Source organism: Leisingera sp. SA215, from assembly GCF_055902035.1.
This window is the reverse complement of record NZ_JBVVXU010000019.1, coordinates 1-21,242: the sequence shown is the minus strand read 5'-3', so window position 1 is coordinate 21,242 and position 21,242 is coordinate 1. Positions and strand designations below refer to the sequence as shown.

Annotated in this window: 18 protein-coding genes and 1 pseudogene; 10 read left to right on the top strand and 9 right to left on the bottom strand. The window is 60.4% G+C overall.

Translation table 11 applies throughout. From position 1 onward, the window contains the following. Positions 1-42 precede the first annotated feature (42 nt). A pseudogene (locus AC0KW6_RS16990) lies at positions 43-692 on the bottom strand (IS5 family transposase); the annotation flags it as partial. A 93-nt stretch (positions 693-785) separates the two neighbouring features. On the opposite strand from AC0KW6_RS16990, the gene AC0KW6_RS16985 reads away from it, so the two are divergent. Next, the gene (locus tag AC0KW6_RS16985) at positions 786-1,058 is read left to right on the top strand and encodes an antitoxin Xre/MbcA/ParS toxin-binding domain-containing protein (protein WP_416361501.1); all 273 of its coding nucleotides are present in this window, start codon (positions 786-788) and stop codon (positions 1,056-1,058) included. Between the two features lie 583 nt (positions 1,059-1,641). On the opposite strand, the gene AC0KW6_RS16980 is transcribed toward AC0KW6_RS16985, so the two are convergent. The 3 genes from AC0KW6_RS16980 to AC0KW6_RS16970 are packed head-to-tail and all read right to left on the bottom strand — an operon-like array spanning position 1,642 to position 5,715. Then, complete coding sequence (locus AC0KW6_RS16980) at positions 1,642-3,180, bottom strand: TniQ family protein (protein ID WP_474035470.1); 1,539 nt, start codon at positions 3,178-3,180, stop codon at positions 1,642-1,644. A gap of 10 nt (positions 3,181-3,190) precedes the next feature. Beyond that, on the bottom strand, positions 3,191-4,141 hold the full coding sequence (locus AC0KW6_RS16975; RefSeq protein ID WP_474035469.1) for a TniB family NTP-binding protein: 951 nt from the start codon (positions 4,139-4,141) through the stop codon (positions 3,191-3,193). Between the two features lie 2 nt (positions 4,142-4,143). After that, complete coding sequence (locus tag AC0KW6_RS16970) at positions 4,144-5,715, bottom strand: Mu transposase C-terminal domain-containing protein (protein WP_474035468.1); 1,572 nt, start codon at positions 5,713-5,715, stop codon at positions 4,144-4,146. 107 nt (positions 5,716-5,822) lie between these two features. Here AC0KW6_RS16970 and AC0KW6_RS16965 point away from each other — a divergent pair, with 107 nt between their 5' ends. Then, positions 5,823-6,449, top strand: coding sequence for a hypothetical protein (locus tag AC0KW6_RS16965; protein ID WP_474035467.1), 627 nt, complete (start codon positions 5,823-5,825; stop codon positions 6,447-6,449). A 53-nt stretch (positions 6,450-6,502) separates the two neighbouring features. Here AC0KW6_RS16965 and AC0KW6_RS16960 read toward each other — a convergent pair whose 3' ends face one another. From AC0KW6_RS16960 to AC0KW6_RS16940, 5 genes are all read right to left on the bottom strand, one after another. Beyond that, entirely contained in the window at positions 6,503-6,730 is a 228-nt protein-coding gene (locus tag AC0KW6_RS16960) for a hypothetical protein (protein ID WP_474035466.1), read from the bottom strand. Further along, positions 6,727-7,410 carry a hypothetical protein gene (locus AC0KW6_RS16955; protein ID WP_474035465.1) on the bottom strand — a complete coding sequence of 228 codons (684 nt, stop codon included), beginning with the start codon at positions 7,408-7,410 and terminating at the stop codon, positions 6,727-6,729. The genes AC0KW6_RS16960 and AC0KW6_RS16955 overlap by 4 nt, the downstream gene beginning before the upstream one ends. A gap of 618 nt (positions 7,411-8,028) precedes the next feature. Beyond that, a complete protein-coding gene (locus tag AC0KW6_RS16950; protein ID WP_474035464.1) occupies positions 8,029-8,658 on the bottom strand; it encodes a hypothetical protein in 630 nt (209 codons plus the stop codon). Between the two features lie 598 nt (positions 8,659-9,256). Then, positions 9,257-10,570, bottom strand: a complete 1,314-nt coding sequence (locus AC0KW6_RS16945; protein WP_474035463.1) for a glutamine synthetase family protein — start codon at positions 10,568-10,570, stop codon at positions 9,257-9,259. Next, positions 10,563-11,426, bottom strand: coding sequence for a MurR/RpiR family transcriptional regulator (locus AC0KW6_RS16940; protein ID WP_474035462.1), 864 nt, complete (start codon positions 11,424-11,426; stop codon positions 10,563-10,565). The genes AC0KW6_RS16945 and AC0KW6_RS16940 overlap by 8 nt, the downstream gene beginning before the upstream one ends. Positions 11,427-11,529: 103 nt before the next feature. Here AC0KW6_RS16940 and AC0KW6_RS16935 point away from each other — a divergent pair, with 103 nt between their 5' ends. From AC0KW6_RS16935 to AC0KW6_RS16900, 8 genes are all read left to right on the top strand, one after another. Continuing rightward, positions 11,530-13,368: a branched-chain amino acid ABC transporter ATP-binding protein/permease gene (locus tag AC0KW6_RS16935; RefSeq protein ID WP_474035461.1), complete on the top strand. Its 1,839-nt coding sequence runs from the start codon at positions 11,530-11,532 to the stop codon at positions 13,366-13,368. 37 nt (positions 13,369-13,405) lie between these two features. Beyond that, on the top strand, positions 13,406-14,563 hold the full coding sequence (locus AC0KW6_RS16930; RefSeq protein ID WP_474035460.1) for an ABC transporter substrate-binding protein: 1,158 nt from the start codon (positions 13,406-13,408) through the stop codon (positions 14,561-14,563). An 11-nt stretch (positions 14,564-14,574) separates the two neighbouring features. Continuing rightward, a complete protein-coding gene (locus tag AC0KW6_RS16925; protein ID WP_474035459.1) occupies positions 14,575-15,291 on the top strand; it encodes an ABC transporter ATP-binding protein in 717 nt (238 codons plus the stop codon). Between the two features lies 1 nt (position 15,292). After that, positions 15,293-16,186, top strand: coding sequence for a branched-chain amino acid ABC transporter permease (locus AC0KW6_RS16920; protein WP_474035458.1), 894 nt, complete (start codon positions 15,293-15,295; stop codon positions 16,184-16,186). Next, positions 16,183-16,968: an N-formylglutamate amidohydrolase gene (locus AC0KW6_RS16915; protein ID WP_474035457.1), complete on the top strand. Its 786-nt coding sequence runs from the start codon at positions 16,183-16,185 to the stop codon at positions 16,966-16,968. Before AC0KW6_RS16920 ends, AC0KW6_RS16915 begins: the two co-directional genes overlap by 4 nt. Next, on the top strand, positions 16,965-17,606 hold the full coding sequence (locus tag AC0KW6_RS16910) for a cysteine hydrolase family protein (protein ID WP_474035456.1): 642 nt from the start codon (positions 16,965-16,967) through the stop codon (positions 17,604-17,606). Before AC0KW6_RS16915 ends, AC0KW6_RS16910 begins: the two co-directional genes overlap by 4 nt. A gap of 143 nt (positions 17,607-17,749) precedes the next feature. Then, positions 17,750-20,758, top strand: a complete 3,009-nt coding sequence (locus tag AC0KW6_RS16905; RefSeq protein ID WP_474035455.1) for an aminotransferase class III-fold pyridoxal phosphate-dependent enzyme — start codon at positions 17,750-17,752, stop codon at positions 20,756-20,758. Positions 20,759-21,009: 251 nt separating this feature from the next. Beyond that, the coding region (locus tag AC0KW6_RS16900) for a transposase (protein WP_474035454.1) at positions 21,010-21,242 on the top strand (233 nt) is incomplete at its 3' end.

The window sequence follows — 21,242 nt, the reverse complement described above, 5'->3', positions numbered from 1 at the left end:
TTGCTACCAGGTGTCACTCAAGACAGGCATCGTGTGGTCCCTCCGCGAAAATACAATACTGGTCGCCTTGGATCGGCGCTTGTCATATTTCACCTTCGTCGCGCGCTGCTTTCGGCCAGGGATACAGGCGCGTATCCCTTTGTATTTCAACGCTTCTCGGAACCAGTCGGCGTCATAGCCCCGATCTCCTAGGAGCCAATCGACACTTGGCAGGCTATTCAGAAGCGCCCGCGCACTGATGTAATCGCTGACCTGACCGGCGGTGACAAACAGGTTGAGCGGTCGCCCTTGGCTGTCGCAGATGGCATGCAGTTTGGTATTCATGCCGCCCTTGGTTCGCCCGATCAGGCGACCACGCCCCCCTTTTTCGCGGCCATGCTGGTCGCGGTGCGGTGTGCCTTCAGGTAGGTCGCGTCGATCATCACGGTCTTCTCCTCCCCGTGTTCGGCAGCCAGGCCGACCATCATCTGGGCGAAAATCCCTTTCTCGCTCCAACGCTTCCACCGGCTGTACAGCGTCTTGTGCGGTCCGTAGGATTCCGGAGCGTCTCGCCAGCGCAAGCCATTGCGATTGATGAAGATAATCCCACTCAGCACCCGCCTGTCATCGACCCGCGGCTTGCCGTGCGACTTCGGGAAGAAAGGGGAAAGCTTGACCATCTGCGCGTCGGTCAGCCAGAAAAGGTTACTCATGTCACCGCTCCGCTTTCCGAGCCGTGAATCACGCAGTGCGTTGAAAATCAATGCATCCTGACCCTAACGACAGGTGACGCACTTTAAAAGGCCGTGGGGCTCAGTCATCGCAAGCTTATGCGGCGGAAACCAGGAGGCCAAAGAAAGACGCTTTCAACGGAACTTGGCAGCCGCATCTGGCGCTTTGCCGGCATCCTTTCCAAGGCTTCGGACGTTTTGGGAGACCAGAAGCAGGCAGAGGCGTGGCTTCTCGAACCTGCATACGGTCTCGATCGACGAAGGCCCATCGACCTTTTGGGGACAGCTGCTGGAGCCAACGCAATTGAAGAGCACATCACCAGAATGGACTATGGGGTTTGCTCCTAATTCCCACCTTGCCGCTCGTTCTGTCGCCTTGATGATAAACGTGGTGCGCCGCTCAAGCTCAATGATGGACCTCTGCCGCCTCAATCGCTTCGGCGAAGGCTAGTTTCCGATCGAGTCACGCAGGTTCAGCCCGCGCTTGCGTCGATCAATGCCCGTCACCCTCAACGCCGACAAAAAGCTCCGAAATGCCCTTTGATTTGAGGATGGAATACGGCCCAGCCGAGAAACAAAGAGCTGGCGGAAGCAATGCTCCGCCAGCTCAATAATTTCAAAAAAGGTGGCCAGGGCTGAGGGCCAAAAGGTGCATTCATTTACCCCCTTGACAGCCCTTGCGCAGACTTATGCTTTCGTTTGCGCATTCATTTGCTTTCTCTGACTTCTGTCGCACCCGTGAATTATTGGCCATCAGCGACTTTCCCCAGGGTGTAAGTCATTGAAAAATAATGATCGAATTCACCAAAACAAACCCTGAGGCCGTAATCTGTCCATTTCACCCAGAGAAAATGGCCATCGAAAGTTCGTAAAAAAATGCCGCCCGAAGGCGGCATGGTTTGAATTGCCGGGAATGGTCAGGTTCTGAGGGTCATCCCATAAGGAAATATGAGTCCTGGGAAAGGCCTAGCGGAGGGGATTCGAGCAGCGCCTTGATCTCCTCCGGGTCGACAACCACCGCCGCGAATCCGTGTGCTCCGGTCACCCGGAAGACCTGCTTCAGATGCCCGAGGAACATCAGTTCCAGGATAACCTTCACCCGCGCCCGGGATTTCTCGGCTGATTTGGAGAGATGGACGAAACCCTCGGGCGCCTCGTCGATGGTCGGAAAGCTCGTCTCCAGAAACCGAAGGATCGGCTTCACGCCCCGGCCATCTACGGCCTTGCCGATCTTGCTTGCGAGGGCGCGGTGATCCTGCACACGTTGCAGTTGTCCGATCTCGATAAGAAGCGCGATCAGCGGGCGGGAGGCCCCGAGCAAGTCCGGCAGGCGCATGACCGGAACAGCATGCTTTACAACGTCGATCAGATCGCGCGCTGCGGTGTAGTCGACCACGAGCCGGTTGCTCCCCTGCTCCGCCTCTGCCGGGCTCAACAGCCCCGCCACCTGCAGGACGTTGCGCAGCGTTCTGGCGTCGAGACCTTCGGCCTTTGCGATCGATGCCACGCTACAGAGGTGAGGATCAGTAACCGGCTTGCCCAAAAGCATGTGCCCCTTGCTGAGCGGGGTGGTCTCGAGGATCACATCCCTGAGCATGTCGCGGATGGGCCCAGGGTCCTTAGAAAGCCGGCTTCCCGACAGCCAGGCATGCAACATGCCAAAGGCCGCGCGCGGCGCAGCTCTTTTCCCTCTGGATGCCGTGACGCGCGCCATGAGATACTCGCGGATCGCCGCATCGCCCTCGGCGACGATTGACCAACCCGCACGCCCGGCCGCATCCCACATATCCGCATTCATGTCCGAGGCTTTCAGCTTCGGACCAAAGGCCTCGAGGGCGCCCAGCATCTCGGTCGCGCGCACCGCCTGATCGATATCCTGAGCGTCCAGCCATGCGGGCCCGGGGTAGCCCTCCAGACGCGCCACCGCGTAGGCTTGCAGCCGCGAGACCACGCGGACGCCATCCGGCACCTGCCGCTCGGCATCGATCAAGGTAGTCATGACCTGCAGCTCATGTGCGATGTCGTCCCATTTCCCCGACCGCAGATCGCGGAGCCTGACTCCGTGGACCGGACAGGTCCGTACCGGAGCCAACCGCCAGATGAGCCGGTGACGCAGCGCGGCACCGGGCAAACGCGCCCCGCTGAGATCATCTTCCAGGCAGGCAGGACAGATCCGTGTCACAGGACCGCTCGTGAATTCGGCTGCGAACTCCAGCCCCCGCAATTGGTAGCGCCGCCCACCAACTGCGCTGATCGTATTGCGCAGCACCGCTGCGGGATCGTGCCCCGCCCTCTCGCACAGCCGCAGAACCGCCCGCTCGTCGCCCCGCGCGAGGTCCACGAGGGGAATGCCGAGATCCTTCAGGAATGCGAGAGCGCGTCCGCGGGTGTGGAAGGCGGCCTGCCGCGCTGCCCAGGACAGAGGGGTCTCATCATCGGCAAACGGCAGCATGGGGAAAAGCGCGCTCATGAGACCGCCCTCACCGCTTTTTCCGACGAGGATGCTCCTCCTCGACCTCATCGGGTTTCAGGAGCCAGTAGTGGTCGGCGTAGAAAACATTCTCGGCAGCTGTGCAGGCCTCGTTCATCGCGTAGGCCGCCGCGAAATGCCCGATATCCAGTTCCTCATCACCGCGCCCGATGGCGATTTCCATGGCCTGCAGCAACAGCTCGAGGGCCCGTCCGAACCGATAGCGTGCCCCATGGAAGATGCGTCCGATCAGATCCGCTTCGATCGGCGCCCCGAGCCCCACCCGCTGGCAGTATTGCGTAGTGACATCGCGGAAGCTGTCGCCATCGACCTGCTCGACGAGATCGGGCAGCACCATCGCGGTGAACCTGCGCTGCACCTGCGGATCCGTACGAATGACCTTTGCGAGGTCTTCCGTGCCAGACAGGACCACGATGACGGCATCGTCACCCTGCATCAGAGATTTCAGCGCCCGAAGGATCAGCTTGCGGTCCGCGCAGAAGAGGTCCTGCGCCTCGTCGATCCAGAGCACCGAGATCCCGAGAAGCTGCAAGCGGTGACGCAGGTCCTGCCAGAGCGACCAGGCCTCCTTGCGCGGGTTCGCATCGGGGTAGCCACTCTCCGCCAGCAGGGCGAGCGTCATACTCTTGAACGTCGCTGGGCTCGGCACCGAACAACCGAGATAGCGCGGCTGCCCGTACTCGCCCTCCTGCAACACCGTGAGCTTGGACAGCGTGCGCTCCAACAGGTGGGACTTGCCGCTTCCCGGCCCCCCGATCAGCATGACCCCACGGGTTTCCCCGGTCCGGGTGAAGCGCTTGACGACAGGGGTCAGATCCCCCTGTTCGTCCGTGCCAAGAAGACGCGTCATGTGCATTGCCGCCTCGGCATCACGCGCAGAGCCGATATGAAGGCTGCGGACACGTTCCAGGGCACTCTTTGCGGTATCAGCTTGTGCCATGATCAGTCCTCCTCGATGGTCATGTTGGATTTGGGCGAGGTGGGCGTGGCGCCGCGCCCATTGGCGGCCCGCTTTGCGGGTTTGCCGGGCGTCACCGGCGTGCTGGGTTTCTGAGCCGCAACGGTCATCTCGGAGGAGTCCGGGATCTCCATGCCGAGACCGTCTTTCGCCTGGCGCAACTCCTTGCGCTCAACGAACTCGATGCCGGCCAGAAGCTTCTTCTCTTCCTTCGCGCAGCGTTTCTCGGACCAGTCCTCAAGGTTGAGACCGGCCGCGGCCATCGCGGCTTCGTTGCGCGCTCTGATCGCCGTGATGGCGTCACGGACGGCGACGTTGTCGAGGCGGTTCGACTTCGGGTTCGCGTCGCGGACATGACGCACAGCCGTCAGCCAGGTCTGGGCTGCTACGCCCCGCAGTGCCGGGTCAAGCGCAGGCACCTCGTACCATTTCTTGCCCCACTTGACCGAGATGGCGCCGATGTCCTTGGGATGCCAGCGCACGGAAACCTTTTCCGGGTCCTCGCGGCGCAGATAGGTTTGCATCGCCTCGGATTGGTAGCGCACGCCCAGAACGGTGATGCCGGTCTTGTCCAGGCGATACTCGCGCTGCTGGCCGAAGCACAGCCGCATCATCTCCGCGTCCGGCGGCGGCGTCACGCCACGAAGCTTGGACAGGCGACGCCAAGCCTTCACAGGGGATTCTCCGCCCAGCCCGTGATGGGGCGTATTGTGGTAGATGTCGATCACCCAACGCAGCAGCGCGAAGGTAAAGTCATCCAAAGTAAGCGCGGCGCGCTTTTCGGGATCTGCATCGCCCTTTTCCATGATGCTGGAGAACGTGTGGCCAGAGAGACGCGGCGCGAAGTCGCTCCCGAAGCTGTTGAAGACGCGCTCAATCGTTCCGCGGTTTTCCGGCACCCCATTCATCGCCATCTCCCACATCACGCCGAGATCCTCAGCCGCCATGCGAAAACGCATCGACTTGAAGGCAGAGCCGCCATCGAAGACGATCAGCTCGGGAGTGCCATGCATATCCCAGGGAGTCAGTGCCCCGACCGCGTCCGCCCACGCCCCCTTGTTCGTCGTGATCATCTGCAAGAGTTGCACCGCAGCCTCGGAGTTCGCCGAACGGCTCAGGACCATGCCAACGATGCAGCGCGTTGCACAGCAGATCGCTGCGGTCAGCGTCCAGCGATCCTGGGCTTTGGCCTTGGCCTTGTAGCGGGGATTTTTGTCGTCACCTTCGATGTAGAGGCCGAGTTGCCGCTTCTCGTCATCGCTGAGCATGCCATAGATGTTCGTACTCTTGAGCAGGGTCGAGACGTCCACCGTCCATTCGTCGATCTCGACGCGTTCCAACGGGCGGGTCACGCCGAGACCATTCAGAACGGGCCGGAACTTCTTGCGGGCTGCAGCCTCACCATTGCGGGCAACTTCCACGCGAAACGGGTCCAGTGCCCGGATCGCCCGGCGCACCGTCTCGCGGCTCGGTGCGCGGAGATGATCGTCCTTGTTAGTGTATTGTTCGTTGCGTGCATGGATGGCCAGCGCGACATTCTCATAGATCTGCTGCATTGTCGGCTTATCGGGCGACAGATACCCTTGGACTTCCCTACCATGATGGCAGCCGCTTCCGGCTTGACCCGCGTTCCCCGCCAGCCACGCCGATCCATATTGTCCAGATGGCCGGGCAGCCTCAGGTCACGGAGATCAGCGAGCCAGCGGCGCAGCGTGCGCGGGCTCGGAACCTCGCCCATGTTCTCAGAGGGCAGGATATCCAGCGCACCAGAGGGCATGTGCGGCTTCGCCAATTGCGTCGCACGACCGACCAGCATGTCCATCGATGCGGCAATGGAGGCATCAGTGAACTTCATCAGCTTTTCGCGGTGCATGTCGAGCGCGGCCTGACAATAGGCATCCTTGCGCACGAAACGCCGAAGCGGCCGCACGGACAGCGCCCCAAGCGCCACGCCTTCCGTCAGCTGCCGTTTCCGCGCGGCCTCCGGATTGAAGTAGTCACGTTCGACGCGGATGCGGCCCAAGTGACCGAGATCGGCAAGCTCTTCATGGGAGAACTGCCGCGCAAGGCCCTCATGGTTATCATGCGTCATGACGAAGCCCTTCTCGGTTTCCATGTGGAGCCGGAAGGCCATACCGTCGATGGTGACACGGTCGAAGCGGCCAAAGGCATAGCGGGAATTTTCGGAGGTGAAGGAGAGATCCATTTCGAAGTCCTTTTAGGATGTTTGGCGCTGCACAAGGCAGCAGGAGAGAGTGCGGTCGCCGAACGGCACCGCCTGGAAGAGTGATGGGTCGAGTGATTGCGGGTTGCAGTGCGGACGGCATCGTCGGCCGTCTGAACTCAGTCGTCGGCCGTTTCGGCTAGATCAGAGGCGACCTGCAGACCCGTCTGGCTCCGGAAAGCCGTGCCTCCGTCGAGGATCAGCAGGGCCGGAACAACAGGCGCCCCCAACCATGCAGCGCCAGCGTCGTCGTGCTCGACACGATCAACAGGTGCGGAATGGACCCGTTTGGAGCCCTTGCGGCGCCGCGTAACCAGACCGGCGCTCTGCGGAAGAGAGGCGGTCATGCGCAGACCTCCTTCGCCTTGAACACCAAGCTGCTGTGGTCGATACGCTCATAGCTCACCATCTGGAGGTGTCCGGACCGGATCAGCCGAACGAGTGCACGGAACCCTATCCCGTCAAGGCCGGTCTGCTCGACCAGGCTTTCGATCGTGACCACACCGGCCATCCGGCCGACGATATCCCGAGCCACGGGATCGCCGAAGCAGTCCGGCCGCCGCACGGAAAGGAAGAGCTTCGCGTTGAAGAGTTCGACGGGGCAGACATCCCGCTCCGTGAACAGACGGAAGTCGTCCAGAACACCTTGCGCGACGGCCTGCTCCTTGATGCGGGCCAGCTGCGCCAGATAGGCGTCCTTCACCCGCCCCAGGGGACGCACGGCATAGCCGATGACGGTCCCGTTGTGCTCGGTGGCGACAAGGTCGATGTAGTGCTTGTGAATTTCGCCGTCTTTGTCGAACCAGTCGAAAAGGACTTGTTCAACAAGCTCCTGCACTTCGGGCCGCGCCGCCAGCAGCAGGGCAGCTTGCGCCTCGAGATGGCTCTCAACCCCGGTGCGAATGCCAGAGCCGGAGCCCAGGACGATACCGCCGGTGAAGTGTTGGGTCGAACCCACCTGGGTGGCACGGTCGCCGCGGCTGAGTTCGGGCAGGCGGACGCCGCCGCCGATGGAAAGGTCAGACATGATTTCTCCTGCCCCGAGAGCATGGCTGCCTCGGGCTGTGGTTATCTTTGAAGGTTGCGGAGAGCTGTCCTTGTCCTGGCAATAGCGGCATGCTAACTGGCGGGTGCTACACAGGGACCGGGCCCTCGCACGGTTCAAATTGGCGCTATGCGCCTATTTCTGGTTTCTGGTTTTTGAGCCTCTTTGGACAGTGTTTTCCGATGAGCGCCTGCCACCTGCTTGGATCTGAGAATTCAGGACCAAGTCAGGGCATCAGCCGCATATTCGGGAAATGCCCATAAGAGTTGTTTGGGCCCGGTGTCCAGACTGCCAGTTTTGCGGAGAATGGCTCGCATTTTCTTCGTTAATCCTGGCCTCAAGAGCGGGGAACAGTTTCACTCCGATTTCGTCCTGGACTAAGGGATTTTGTGAAAAGAGGACGCGAGCTCCTTTAAGAACACTCGGAACACTAGTTTTTTCTACTGCTACCTGAAATGCCGGGTACATTTTCATCTGGATAAGCCTGTGGATATCAAGGAGCGCCGCTCGAAACGGCTGATTGCTCAATAGGAATTCGATGAATTCGCGAATCGCTTCCCGCAATGTAAAACGTCAAAAACAGGAAACCGCCGCCGCTTGTCATTCCGCGGCATCCCCGCTCGCAAGCGAGGCAAGCCTGTGAAACAGCTTATGGGACATGCAGACCCTCCTTTCCCACTCCGGCTCAGCAATTTCCGCAGAAGACTTACCGAACCAAACTTTGAGGTCTCCCTCCGAGGACACGTGTGAAAATACCGCGTGCGGCCCATTCGTGCTGATCTCGACCGAAACCCTGGCGGGACCAAAGCCATCCGCCTCCGTATTGAAGCCATACTCGAGCCAATGCCCGCAGAACGCTCCGAAGGTGCGCGCCATTTCAAGGCCATCAACAGGCAGACGGTTGAGAGCATCAAGCATCTCGCTGCGTCCCGCTGCCCGACCAGCGACCTCCCACTGAATGTGGTCATCAAGGAAGAGACTGCCCTGTGCGACCCGCAGCTGAGAAAGCTCCTTCACAGCTTCCGGCGCATCTTTGGTTTCAACATTCATGACCAATGCCAAGGTCAGGTGAAAGATATCTTCGCCAGTCATGTGCGCCGCCGCCCGCCCGCGCCCCCCAGGGCTGCGCAGACCGGCACGGGCCATGGCGCGCGTCATGGCATCAACCTTATTGGGATTCAGATCAAAGTACTCCGCAAGAGCACGGACCATTTCACCTTTTGTCGCCATAGGAGATGCCCTCAAGAACTGCCGATGAGGAGTTGATAGCCCATGAATAGGTCACGCGTCAAGTTTACGGTAAAACTTTTTCCGAAAAAAATACAGAAAAGAAATCCAAGGCCTATAGCTCCCCTGTGAGTAGGTCGCTCTGACAGAGAGGCCCGGCAGGAAGCATTGCTCCTAATAAGACAGAAACCTTCACAAATCTCTCCCAAAGGCTGATCTAGTACTCCCCGTAGGAATACTGTACTCCCTGAAGAGATACTGCAGAATACTCGAAGGTTAGACCCGGAAAAGGATAAGAATGATGCCTTCAGGGCTCCATCTCAGAGAGAGAGAGACCCAAGGCTACAAACCTTCAGTCCATTAACGCAGATGGAGCATATTCAGCCTCCGTCACCCGCCCGACACCGTACGCCGACCTGATCGGACCACTACTCAACCTTGAAAAGCGAGGAGCGGCTCCGCCAAATTCATTCGCTTAGCACGACCTTACTAGGAAACGGGAAAGCAACCCCTCAAGCATGCGTGGCGCATCAATGGCCCAACCTGACAGTTGGCTCACTCCTTGAACAATCAGGTTTTACGCTACTCGGACGGAGCGGCGCTAGTAAACTTGGGCGTAGACAGCACATCTCTCCTCTGGCGGCATCGCGTCTAGATAGGCCAGCTCCCCCCTTTTATGAGCAAGGTAAACTTCAGCAAAGCCTTCCGGAAACCAGCTGCGAGCAATGTCATTGTGCTCGAACCGCGCCAGGGCTTCGGGCAGCGCTCCAGGCAGCCGGGTGTAGCCGCGCGCCTTCAAGGCCTCTGCGGACAGCAATGACAAGTCTTCTTGGGTCACTGGCGGCGCGGCCAGGTTCTCTTGCAGGCCTTGCGCCCCAGCATGCACGATTGCAGCAAGCGCCAGATACGGCGAGGCAGCGGCGTCGCCGGCCCGGAACTCAAAATTATACTGGCCGGCAATGCCGGCCTCGTCCTGTGCCGAGGTTGGGCAGATCCGCAAAGAAGCCTCGCGGTCACGCAAGCCCAGATTATTGTAGGCTGCGCTCCAGCGGTGCGGCGTCAGGCGCAGGTAAGACACGTCGCTCGGTGCGGTGAAGGCAACAATGCTGTCTAGGTATTTCAGTACACCTGCCAGAAACGCACCGGTCACGCTGGACATTCCCGCAGGACCTGCCGGATCAAAAGTGGCTGGGATCCCCTGAGCATCTACAAAGCTCATGTGGATATGCACGCCATTGCCGACGTTTTCAGGGTCGCGGATCGGCGTGAAGGTCGCACGTTCCCCGCATCTGCGGGCAACCGACCGGGTGACCTCTCTCAAAACAGCAGCATGGTCGGCGGCGCGCAAACCATCCGCGGGATCAATCGTGACCTCGTACTGGTCGGGGCCGTACTCATTCATGAAAGTATCCGTTTCCATGCCCGCTTGCCCCAGCGCCGCCATCAGGCTTTCGGCCAGTTCACGTTTCTGCTGAAAACCGGAATGGGTATAGGCCTCGCCGAATGCGGGCGTCTCGGCATCCAGCTGGAATTCGTGCTCGAAGGCAGCAACCAGCCTGACTCCGCCAAGATCCTCCAGCCGTTTAAGCGCCTGCTTGAGAATAGAGCGCGTGCAGCAGCTCCAGGGCGCTCCGTCAAGTTCGCGGATGTCTCCCAGCACGAAGCGGTCCGCCGGGCTGTCATCCCCGTAATCGATATCAACCAACGTTTCCGCATCGGGCACCAGCAGAAGATCGCCCAGGGATCCAAATGGTGTCTCGGCAATCTTGTCGAAACAGGTGATCTGAACATTGGTGGGCGTCCATCCGACCCCCTTGGCCGAGCGTTTTTCCAGGTCCGCCAGCGGAAAGCTTTTGCCGCGGATCTTGCCGGCAAAATCCGAGGTTGCTGCGAATACCAAGGGGGTCTTAATCATCGCTTATCTCTCCTATGTCCAAACGAAGAGAATCCCATCGCTCAATTCTCTTGCGCGCCTTATCCCAGCCGCCTTCCGCAATCCGCGTGACCACCGCCTCCAGCAGCACCAGCGCGCCTGCATAGCTGTCCCAGACGGTACCGCTTTCGATAGGTGTCGCGATGACTTCGCTTGCCACCCGCGCAACAGGTGAAAGCCACTTGTCCGTTAGCAGGACAACCTGCGCCCCCTGTCGGCTTGCCGCCCGCTCCGCAAGCTGTTCGAGGCTGGGCTGGTAGCGCCGGAAATCCACCACAAACACCACATCGCGCGGCTTCATGCGCAAGAGGTATTCGGGCCAGATTTCGGGATCAGCGGGCAGGTGATAGACATTGCCCCGCATTTGCCGCAAGTGGCGCGACAGATACAAAGCCAGCGCATCGCTGATGCGCCCCCCAATCACATAAACGCTGCGCTTTTCGTCAGCGAACATTGCACAGACACGGTCAAACTGCGCTTGCGTTATCGCTGCTGTCGATTCCGAAAGCAGCGCCGTGGCCCTGTTGACGAAATCTTCCAGGAAGTCACCCTGCATCGCCCGATCGCTCTGATGCAGGTCCAGAGGCGAACGGTTGCCCTCCTTCAGTTCGTCGATCAGGTGGCGCTGAAAGTCCTGATAGCCCGAGAAGCCAAGTTTGGCGACAAACCTCGAGATGGAGGGAGGCGACGTTTTCGTCTTTTCCGCAAGCACTTGGATCGGCTCCAAGCCAGCGAATGGATAGTCCAGCAATAACGCCGTACACAGTTTTCGCTCGGTCGCGGTCAGCGTGTCCGACAAGGATTCCAGCCGCGTTCTGACATGCATTTCTTGTTTCATGCATCCAAAGACGATTTTGAAAATAAAAAGTCAACAAGCAAAAAACCATTGACTTTGAAAATATGCAATCAGCATTGTAGGGGCAACTTCACGGGAGCCGTCTATGATCACTTCGTCAAGAACGCACATGCTTGCCGCCCTCTCTGCAATCATCGCCGGAGCCGTCGGCACCGCAGTGATCGCAAGTTTCCTTGGGCCCGCTGCGGAGCGGATTGTCACGGTGTTCTTCATTTCGCTGATCGGCGTGGTCGGCATCGGCATCTACAGCGGCAACAGCGGCATTCTTAGCTTCGGCCATGTGGCCTTCATGGCAATTGGCGCCTATGTGTCCGCCCTGCTGACCCTGCCGTCGCAACTGAAGATCGCGACCCTGCCGCATCTGCCAGAGTGGCTGGCAACCACCGAAATGGGGCTGCTGCCCGCAACGGTGATCGCGATGGCAGTGACGGGCCTCGTGGCGCTGCTTGTCGGTGCGGCAATCGGCAGATTGGAAGGATCCGCCGCCACGATTTCGACCCTGGGTCTCTTGATCATCGTGCATGGTGTCATCATCGGCTGGCGGGATGTGACCCGCGGCGCCCAGTCCTTCTTCGGAGTGCCCCGCGAAACCGGCATCTGGACTGCGGTGGCAGGCGTCATCGTGGCGCTGGTACTTGCGCGGCTGTACCGAGATTCGATTTCGGGATTGAGGCTGCGGGCGGGCCGCGAAAACGCGATTGCGGCTTCGGCCGTCGGCATCAACATCCCGCGCGAGCGCCTGATCTCCTTCGTGCTGGCGGGGATGACCATGGCGCTGGCAGGTGCTTTGCTGGCTCATTTTCTGGGCGCTTTCAGCCCCAAGAAATTCTACTTCAACGACACGTTTCTACTTCTGGCTATGCTGATCGTAGGCGGCATGAGCACCATTACGGGCGCCGTGACCGGCGCGGTGATCATCACGCTGGTGACCGAGGTTCTACGCCGACTGGAAAGCGGCCTGTCCATAGGCGGCATCGAACTTCCCGCGGTTTTCGGCACAACACAGATCGGCATTGGGCTGATCATTCTACTCGCCATGTTCCGCAAGCCCGAAGGCCTTGCCGGATTGAAAGAATGGGAAGAAAGACTTTTTCCGCCCGCTGCCGCTGGCAACGCTGCGCCCGCCATGCCAAAAGCACACGCCTCCACGCCGCTTGTCGCAAAGGGCATGACCATGCGGTTTGGCGGCCTGGTCGCGGTCAGCGATGTGTCACTGGCCTTGCAGCCCGGCGAAATCCTCGGCCTGATCGGCCCTAACGGCTCTGGCAAGACAACGCTGCTGAATATGCTGTCGGGTGTCCTGCAGCCGAGCGACGGAACCGTGACGCAAGGCAGCGTTGACCTGACAGGGATCCCTTCGCACAAGGTTGCGGATCACGGTATAGCACGAACGTTTCAGAACATTCGCCTGTTTCCCGATCTGACGGTTCATCAGAACGTACTTGTTGCCGCCCTGTCAACGCGCGGCGGCGCCAAAGCAGAGGAGCGCGCTCAGGCGGCGCTGGCCGAACTAGGTGTTGCAGCCTTGGCTGGAGAAAATGCCGGCAACCTCTCTTACGGCGATCAGCGCCGCGTTGAAATTGCCCGTGCATTGGCGTGCCAGCCGACCCTACTGTTTCTGGACGAACCCGCGGCGGGCATGAACCGTGAGGAAACCGACGCGCTGATGGAAACCCTGCGCGGCCTCACCCGCAATCTGGGCATCGGCATCCTGATGGTCGACCACGACCTGGCACTGATCAATCAGCTGTGCGACCGGCTGGCGGTGCTGAACGAAGGTAAACTGATCGCCCAAGGAACCCCGGCCGAGGTCCGGCAGGACCCCGCGGTCATCGAAGCCTACCTCGGCCCCGGAAAACTAAGCTCCAAGAAAAGCACCAAGCCCCAGGGTCAACCCGGGCGCAAACCAGAACTGGCCGGCTGATCCCAGCGGCCAGAACCCAACAGACGGAGACTTACCCATGAAAGCACTGCTTCTATCATCCACTCTGGCTGCCGCCATTGCGGCGGCTCCCGCCCTCTCCGAAACGCTGCGCGTCGGAGTCGCCACAGCACAAACCGGGGCCCTGGCCTACGCGGACGTGCCGGTGTCTGGCGGGATGCGCTTGGCCGCCGACGAGATCAATGCAAAGGGCGGCATTGGCGGCGACGTCAAGATCGAACTTGTCGAAAAGGACGTGCGGTCCGATGCGGCGCAAACTTCGATTGCGACCCAAGAGCTGGCGGATGACGGTGTCTCCGTGATCGTGCTGCCCTGCGACTCCGATCCGGCGCTGGCTGCAATCGGCGTCATTTCCTCGGCTCAGATCCCGGCAATCTCGACCTGCGCCTCCTCGCCGACCCTGCCGATGATCGGCGGCGACTACATGTTCTCGAACTTCCCGGGCGACAATGTGCAGGCGACCGTTTCCGCCAAATGGGCCTGGGACGAGGGCCACCGCAACGCTTATATCATCTACTCGCCCGACACCCAGTACACGACTATGCCGCTCTATTTTTCTGAAGTGTTTGAGAAACTGGGCGGCACCATCGCCGGGCAGGCAACCAATACCATCGGCCAGCAGGATTTTTCCGCTATCGCCACCAAGGTTGCAGCGCTGGACCCGCAGCCGGATGTCATCATGACGTCGGCCTATGAGCCGGACTTTCCTTCGCTGCTGAAGGCGCTGCGCGCGGCGGGCGTGACCGGCCAGGTCATCGGCTCTGACGGCATCGATAGCCCGACGACCTTCTCGCTGGGCGACGTTGCCGAGGGCGTCATTTTCACCACCGCGGGCCACGCAACGCCCGGAAGTCCGCTGGAAGCTTTCAACTCCGCCTATGAAGCCGCCAACGGCGCCCCGCCGGAAACGATTTTCAGTGCAGTCGGCTACGACCTCATCAAGGTTCTGGAGGCAGCTGTACTTGCGGCAGACGGATCGGTGGAACCCAGCGCCTTGCGCGATGCGATTGCCGGGCTGGAGAATGTTCAAGGGGCGACCAGCCTCATCACCTACAAAGGCACGGATGGAATGCCGGTTCGCCAGGTCTCGCTGATCCGCGTTGCGGACGGCGAGCGTGAACTCGTAGGGCAGCCCTCACCAGACGCCTCGCTGATCCCAGCGCCACGCATGCAATAAGGAGCGTCCCGGTGTCAGCGCTTTTGTCTGTTCAATCATTCCATGTTCACTACGGAGCAGTCGAAGCGGTACGCGGCATCGACTTTGAAATCCGGGAGGGCGAAATCATCGCCCTTCTGGGAGCCAACGGGGCCGGAAAGTCCTCAACACTTAATGCCCTTGTCGGCCTTGTTCCCGTCGCCGCCGGTACAGTTATGTTTGACGGGTCGGACATCACCCACAAGGCTCCTGAGACCCTGGCCCCAGCAGGGCTCACTTTGTCGCCGGAAGGGCGCCGTGTTTTCGGCACCCTCAGCGTGGCAGAAAACCTGCTGATGGGTGCCTATGGCATCCGCGACAAACAGGCCGTGGCGGCGGCTTGGGACCGTGTCTACACGCTGTTTCCAATCCTGCATGAGCGCCGCGATCAATTCGCCGGCACGCTGTCGGGCGGGCAGCAGCAAATGCTGGCCGTCGGCCGCGCTCTCATGAGCAACCCTCGGCTGCTGCTGCTTGATGAGCCGTCGCTGGGGCTTGCCCCGAAGATTGTCGAGCAGGTGTTCGAGCTGATCACCTTGCTGCGCGAACAAGGGGTGACGCTGGCCGTCGTCGAACAGAACGTAGCCATGGCTTTGGAAGTCGCTGATCGCGGCTACCTGATGTCTGGCGGCAGGATCGTCGCAGCGGGCTCTGCTGCAGAACTGGCGCAGTCGGATTCACTGCAATCTGCGTATTTGGGAGCAGGCTGATATGGACCTGGTATTACAGCAGACCGTCAATGCATTTGCGCTGGGGGGCACCTATGCGCTGCTCGCGCTTGGGCTGGCGGTTGTCTTTTCCATCATGGGGCTGATCAATTTCGCCCACGGCGAACTGATGACAATTGCCGGTTATGTGCTGATGTATTGCGGGCTTGCGGGTTTTCCCTTTGCCCTGTCCGTCGCCCTGGCCATCAGCGCAGCAGTGGCGGCAGCAGTCCTGATGGAGCGGATCGCCTTCCGCCCTGTCCGCAATGCCTCCGGCGCGACAATGCTGGTCACCAGCTTTGCCATCGCAATGATCCTCCAGGTTCTGTTTCAGAACCTGATCTCGGCGCGGTCCCAGGCTGTGGTGCTTCCCCAGTTCCTCTCGGACAGCGTCCAGTTCGGCGGCTTGATCATCGGCATCAACAAGATCGCCGCGATCGCGGCAACGGTCATCATGTTAGTGTTCCTTGACCGGTTCATGAAACACCAGAAAACAGGCATCGCCATGCGTGCCTCAGCCGAAGATTTTGCCGTGGCAAGGCTGATGGGTATCCGTGCCAATACAGTGATCGCCGGCGCCTTTGCCCTGTCCGGCCTGCTGGCCGGTGTCGCAGCGGTCTTGTGGGTCAGTCAGCGTGCCTCGGTGGATCCGCTGATGGGCTTCACACCGGTACTGAAGGCCTTCATCGCAGCCATCTTGGGCGGTCTGGGATCCTTGCGCGGTGCGGTAGCCGGGGGCTTTCTGCTCGGCTTTATCGAGATTTATCTTGCAGCCTTTCTGCCGCAGGAGCTGCAGGAGTTCCGCGACCCGATTGGCCTGTGCATCGTTGTTGCCGTGCTCCTGTTCCGTCCCAACGGACTAATCCCATCCCTCGCATTGAAGGCGGAAAAAGTGTGACTTACGGAAACGTCAAATCCGATCCTGCGACGCTGCTGGGTCCGCGTGACCCTGCCCCGGTGGAGCTTCTGAATAGCGCCAGCCGCCATCCGGTTCTGCTGGTCTGCGAACATGCGGGGCAGCAGATCCCGGAACGCTTGTCCGGCCTCGGGCTGTCGCGCACAGACCTCGACCGCCATATCGGCTGGGACATCGGCGCCGCGGCAGTGACCCGCAAGCTGGCCCACGCGATGGGAGCACCTGCGGTTCTGCAGGCATACAGCCGGCTGGTGATCGACTGCAACCGGCCGCCGGAGGCATCCGACGCAATGCCACTGATCAGCGACGGAACGCCTGTTCCCGGCAACCGCGGCCTGACCGCGCAGGACCGGGCTGAGCGGATTTCCGGTATTTTCGCCCCCTATCAGGCGGCTGTCGCCGAAGCCTGGCGGCAGCCCGGACGGCAATTGCTGATCTCGGTCCACAGTTTTACCGCCCAGATGGACGGCAAGGTGCGCCCCTGGGACGTGGCCTTTCTCTACCGCGGCGATGCGGAAACACCTGAAAAACTGCGCCGTGCGTTGCTGGCGCAAGCGCCGGAGCTGACCGTGGGCATGAACGAACCCTACCAGATCGAGGACGAGTCCGACTGGTTCGTTCCCCGCCACGGAGAGGCCAGCGGCCTGCCCCACAGCCTGATCGAAATCCGCAACGACCTGATCGCCGATGACGCGGGCCAAAGCCGCTGGGCCGGTCTTTTGCGTCCCGCCATCGAAAGCCTGCTTCAAGGAAAAGCCACATGACACTGAGCCGAGACATTCCCGTCGATCCGCAGCAAACCGCCCTATTGTTCATCGACGTCCAGAACTTTGGCGCCCACCGTAAGGGCGCCGAATTCGTCAACCTGCCCCAGGCCGAGCTGGAAGAGAAATACGGCTGGTACTTCGCAGAGCTGGAAAGCCGGGTCATCCCGAACATGCAGCAGCTTCAGCAGGCCAGCCGCGCCGCCGGGCTGGAGGTGATGTACACCACCATCGAAAGCCTCACCCTGGACGGGCGCGACCGCAGTCTCGACTACAAGATCACCGGCTTCAATGTGCCCAAGGGCGCTTGGGACGGCAAGGTGATCGATGCGCTGGCCCCCGGCGAGGATGAAATCGTGCTGCCAAAGTCATCTTCCTCGGTCTTTGTGTCGACGCATATCGACTATGTTCTGCGCAACTTAGGTATCAAACAACTGGTGATCAGCGGGCTTATCACCGATCAATGCGTTGAGAGCGCCATCCGCGACGCCTGCGATCTGGGTTATCTGGTGACACAAGTAACAGATGCCTGCCTGACCTATAGCCCCGAACGACAAGAAAATTCCATTTCGGCCGTACAGGGCTACTGCCGCCAGCGCACCACATCTGAGTTACTTGAAGAGCTGACTCCGACCTGACGCCCCGCCAATCTTGCTGGGCGCAGGCCTTTGCAAACAAGCATTCTTAGCGCCGCGAGGGCGTCTGCGCCCTCTTTCGTAGTCCGCCAGCCCGCGGATTGCGGCGCCCTGACATATATTCGAACTGCAGGAGCGATCGCCCGATGGTACATCACTGGCAACAGGTTCTAAGCGATCATTGGGGCATCACTGCCGCGCTGACACCGCTGAACGGTGAGTATGACCAGAATTTTCTGGCGCAAGGGGAGCATGACCATGTGATGAAGATCATGCGGCCAGACTGCCAGGCTAGTTTCATTGATCTGCAGTGCCGTGCGCTTGAGCACATCAGGACACAAGCCCCCGACGTCCACGTTCCCGCAGTCTGCAGGAGCATCCGCGGCGACATGTTCTTGGCCGTAGCGGACGAGGGTGGGGCTGAGCGGCTGGTCTGGGTCATTGAGAGGCTTCCAGGGAAGACTTTTGCCGAGTTCAAGCCGCAGACCGATGGACTGATGTTTGATGTGGGGCGCGCCGTCGGGCAAATGGGGCTTGCCTTATCCGGTTTCGCCCATCCCGCGCTTGAACGTGACTTCAAGTGGAACCTAATGCAATCGGATTGGATTCTTGATTGTCTAGACACGGTTGAGGGTCACGATCGGCGCGCGCTCCTGGATTGTATCGTCGCGGAATTCTCCGCCGTTTTACCGCTTCTGAGAGATTTGCCTAACGTGGCAATCCACAACGATGTCAATGATTACAACATATTGGTCCGCGGCTCGCTGAGTGAGCCACCGCGCGTTTCCGGGCTGATCGACCTCGGCGACATGTGCGCCGGGCCGCGCATCTGTGACCTGGCGATTACTTGCGCCTACATGGTTCTTGGTCAGGAGAACCCCGAAAAGGCGCTGCAATCCGTAGTGGCCGGATATCATAGCATCTGGCCCCTCACCGCGGCAGACGTTGATCTGCTGTGGCCGCTGCTGCGGATGCGGCTGGCGGTCAGCGTCGTCAACTCGGCGCTAATGGCCAGTGAATATCCAGATGATCCGTATGTTGTGATTTCACAGAAACCCGCTTGGCAGTTTCTCGAAAATCCCAGCGTCAGCGGCGACCTGATCAAGGCCCGCCTTCGTGCGGCCTGCGGCCTGCCGGTTACCGGTGCAGCCCCGCGCATCCTGTCTTGGCTCAACCACCAGCGGGGCCAGTTTGCACCGCTGGTGGGTAAACCCCTGGACGGAATGGCGATGCGCAGCCTGTCGGTGGAGCGCTCGGTCATCCCGCGCGACCCGTTTGCCGCCGAAACCGAGGCGATGGCGGACGGCCAAAGCAGCAAGAACATCTGGCTAGGATACTACGGCGAGCCTAGGTTGATCTACACTGGTCCTGCCTTTCAAACCGGGCCGTGGAAGGCCTCCAACCGCCGCACGGTGCATCTGGGGATAGATGTCTTTTGCGCTTCGGGAACGCAGGTGTTTGCCCCCGTTCCCGCGACGGTTCACAGCGTAGAGAACCGCTGCGGCCGCCCGGGCCAAGGGGGCGTTGTCGTCCTGCGTCATGAAACGCCAGATGGGGATCCCTTCTTTACCCTCTACGGGCATCTCGACCCAGAGGTCTGTGGCCGTCTGAAAGCAGGTCAGCAGATCAAAGAGGGTGAGGCCTTTGCCCGGCTGGGAGATGCGGCGCAGTGTGGCGGCTGGCACCCACATGTGCATTTCCAGCTAATACTCAGCACCGAGGGCATAGCTGAACACTGGCCCGGCGCCGCTGACCCGGACGAACTGGGCCTTTGGGGAGCGCTCTCCCCGAACCCGGCCGCGCTTCTTAACCTGCCGGACGCCGACATGGTCTACCAGCCAGCCGACAAAACCAAGCTTTTGGCGGAGCGGGCGCGCTGCTTTGGCGAAAACCTGAGGCTCAGCTACGCCGATCCTGTGATGCTGCTGCGCGGCTGGCGCCACCACCTGTTCGACGAATGGGGGCGGCCCTATCTGGACGCCTACAATAACGTCCCGCACGTCGGCCACGCACACCCGCGCATTCAAGCGGTCGCGGCGGACCAGCTGCTGCGCATGAATTCCAACACCCGCTACCTGCACCCCGCGCAGGTAGCTTTTGCGGAAAAGATCACCTCAAAACTGCCTGAATCGTTGTCAGTGTGCTTCTTCGTCAACTCTGGTTCTGAGGCCAATGAATTGGCCCTGCGCTTGGCTCGCGCTGCTAGCGGTGGGCGCGACATGGTAACTCCCGATCACGGCTATCACGGCAATACAACGGGAGCGATCGACCTGTCGGCCTACAAATTTAACGCCAAAGGCGGCATCGGACAAAGTGATTGGGTGCATTTGGTTGAGGTCGCCGACGATTACCGCGGCCGTCATCGCCGCGAAGATCCGGACCGGGCCGAAAAATACGCGGCGCAGGTGGACAAGGCCCTACCCGCGATTGCAGACCGAGGCGGTAAACTGGCTGGTTTCATCGCCGAGACGTTTCCAAGCGTCGGCGGGCAGATAATCCCGCCCAAGGGCTACCTGGCCAAAGTCTATGCCCGGATTCGCTCCGCGGGCGGCATTTGCATAGCAGATGAGGTGCAAACCGGGCTTGGACGGCTGGGAGACTATTACTTCGGCTTCGAACAGCAGGGCGCCGTGCCGGACATCGTTGTGCTGGGCAAGCCGATCGGCAACGGGCACCCGCTGGGCGTTGTAGTCACAACACGGGAGATCGCCGACGCCTTCGCCCGCGGGCCGGAGTTCTTCTCAACCTTCGGAGGGTCAACCCTGTCCTGCCGCATCGGCAAAGAGGTGCTGGACATCGTCGACGATGAAGGTCTGATGAAGAATGCGCAGCAGATGGGCACGCGTTTGCTTGCGGGACTGCGGACCTTGGCGGAGCGGCACCCCCTGATCGGCGATGTGCGAGGTTTCGGACTGTTTATTGGTGTTGATCTGGTAACGGACCGCAACAGCCGCACGCCTGCTACGCAGGCTGCGGACTACGTCAAGAACCGGCTGCGAGAGCACCGCGTATTGATCGGGTGCGAAGGACCTGCGGATAACATTCTGAAGATCCGCCCGCCGCTCACCGTAGATGACCAAGCGGTTGAGATGATATTGACTATTCTGGACCAAGTACTCAACGAAGCAGAATACCTCTGCGGAAAGGCAGGCTAACCCACCACGTCAGTATTCCCTAGATGAACCGTGAAAATTACCGCTTTGCACAAAGCAGGACCAAACAGCTCAAAGACAGTTCATGAAAGGAAACTCCAATCGGTCCTGACAGACCAAGTCGCCTTGGCACACGTCGGCTATTTAACGAGCGCACATGCCTAGGCGCCAGTTGAACCTGCACTGGCAGGTGAACTTCGTTCCTGTTCCCGGACACCGGGGTAAAGTACCCCTGTCCAAGAAAGGAACATGGAATGGGACACTCGAGGCGGACGTTCACAGACGAGTTTAAAGCCGCAGCTGTTGGTCGGCTTTATAAGCCTGGCGCCACACAAACCGGCGTGGCCAGGGAACTGGGTGTGACGAGCTCGCAGTTGAAGACCTGGCGCTTGGAGATCGAAGCGGCAGGATCAATGGCGGCACTGCGCAGGCAGCAGGCGGATGCGGCGGAGCTGGACCGTCTGCGCAAGGAAAACAAACGTTTGAA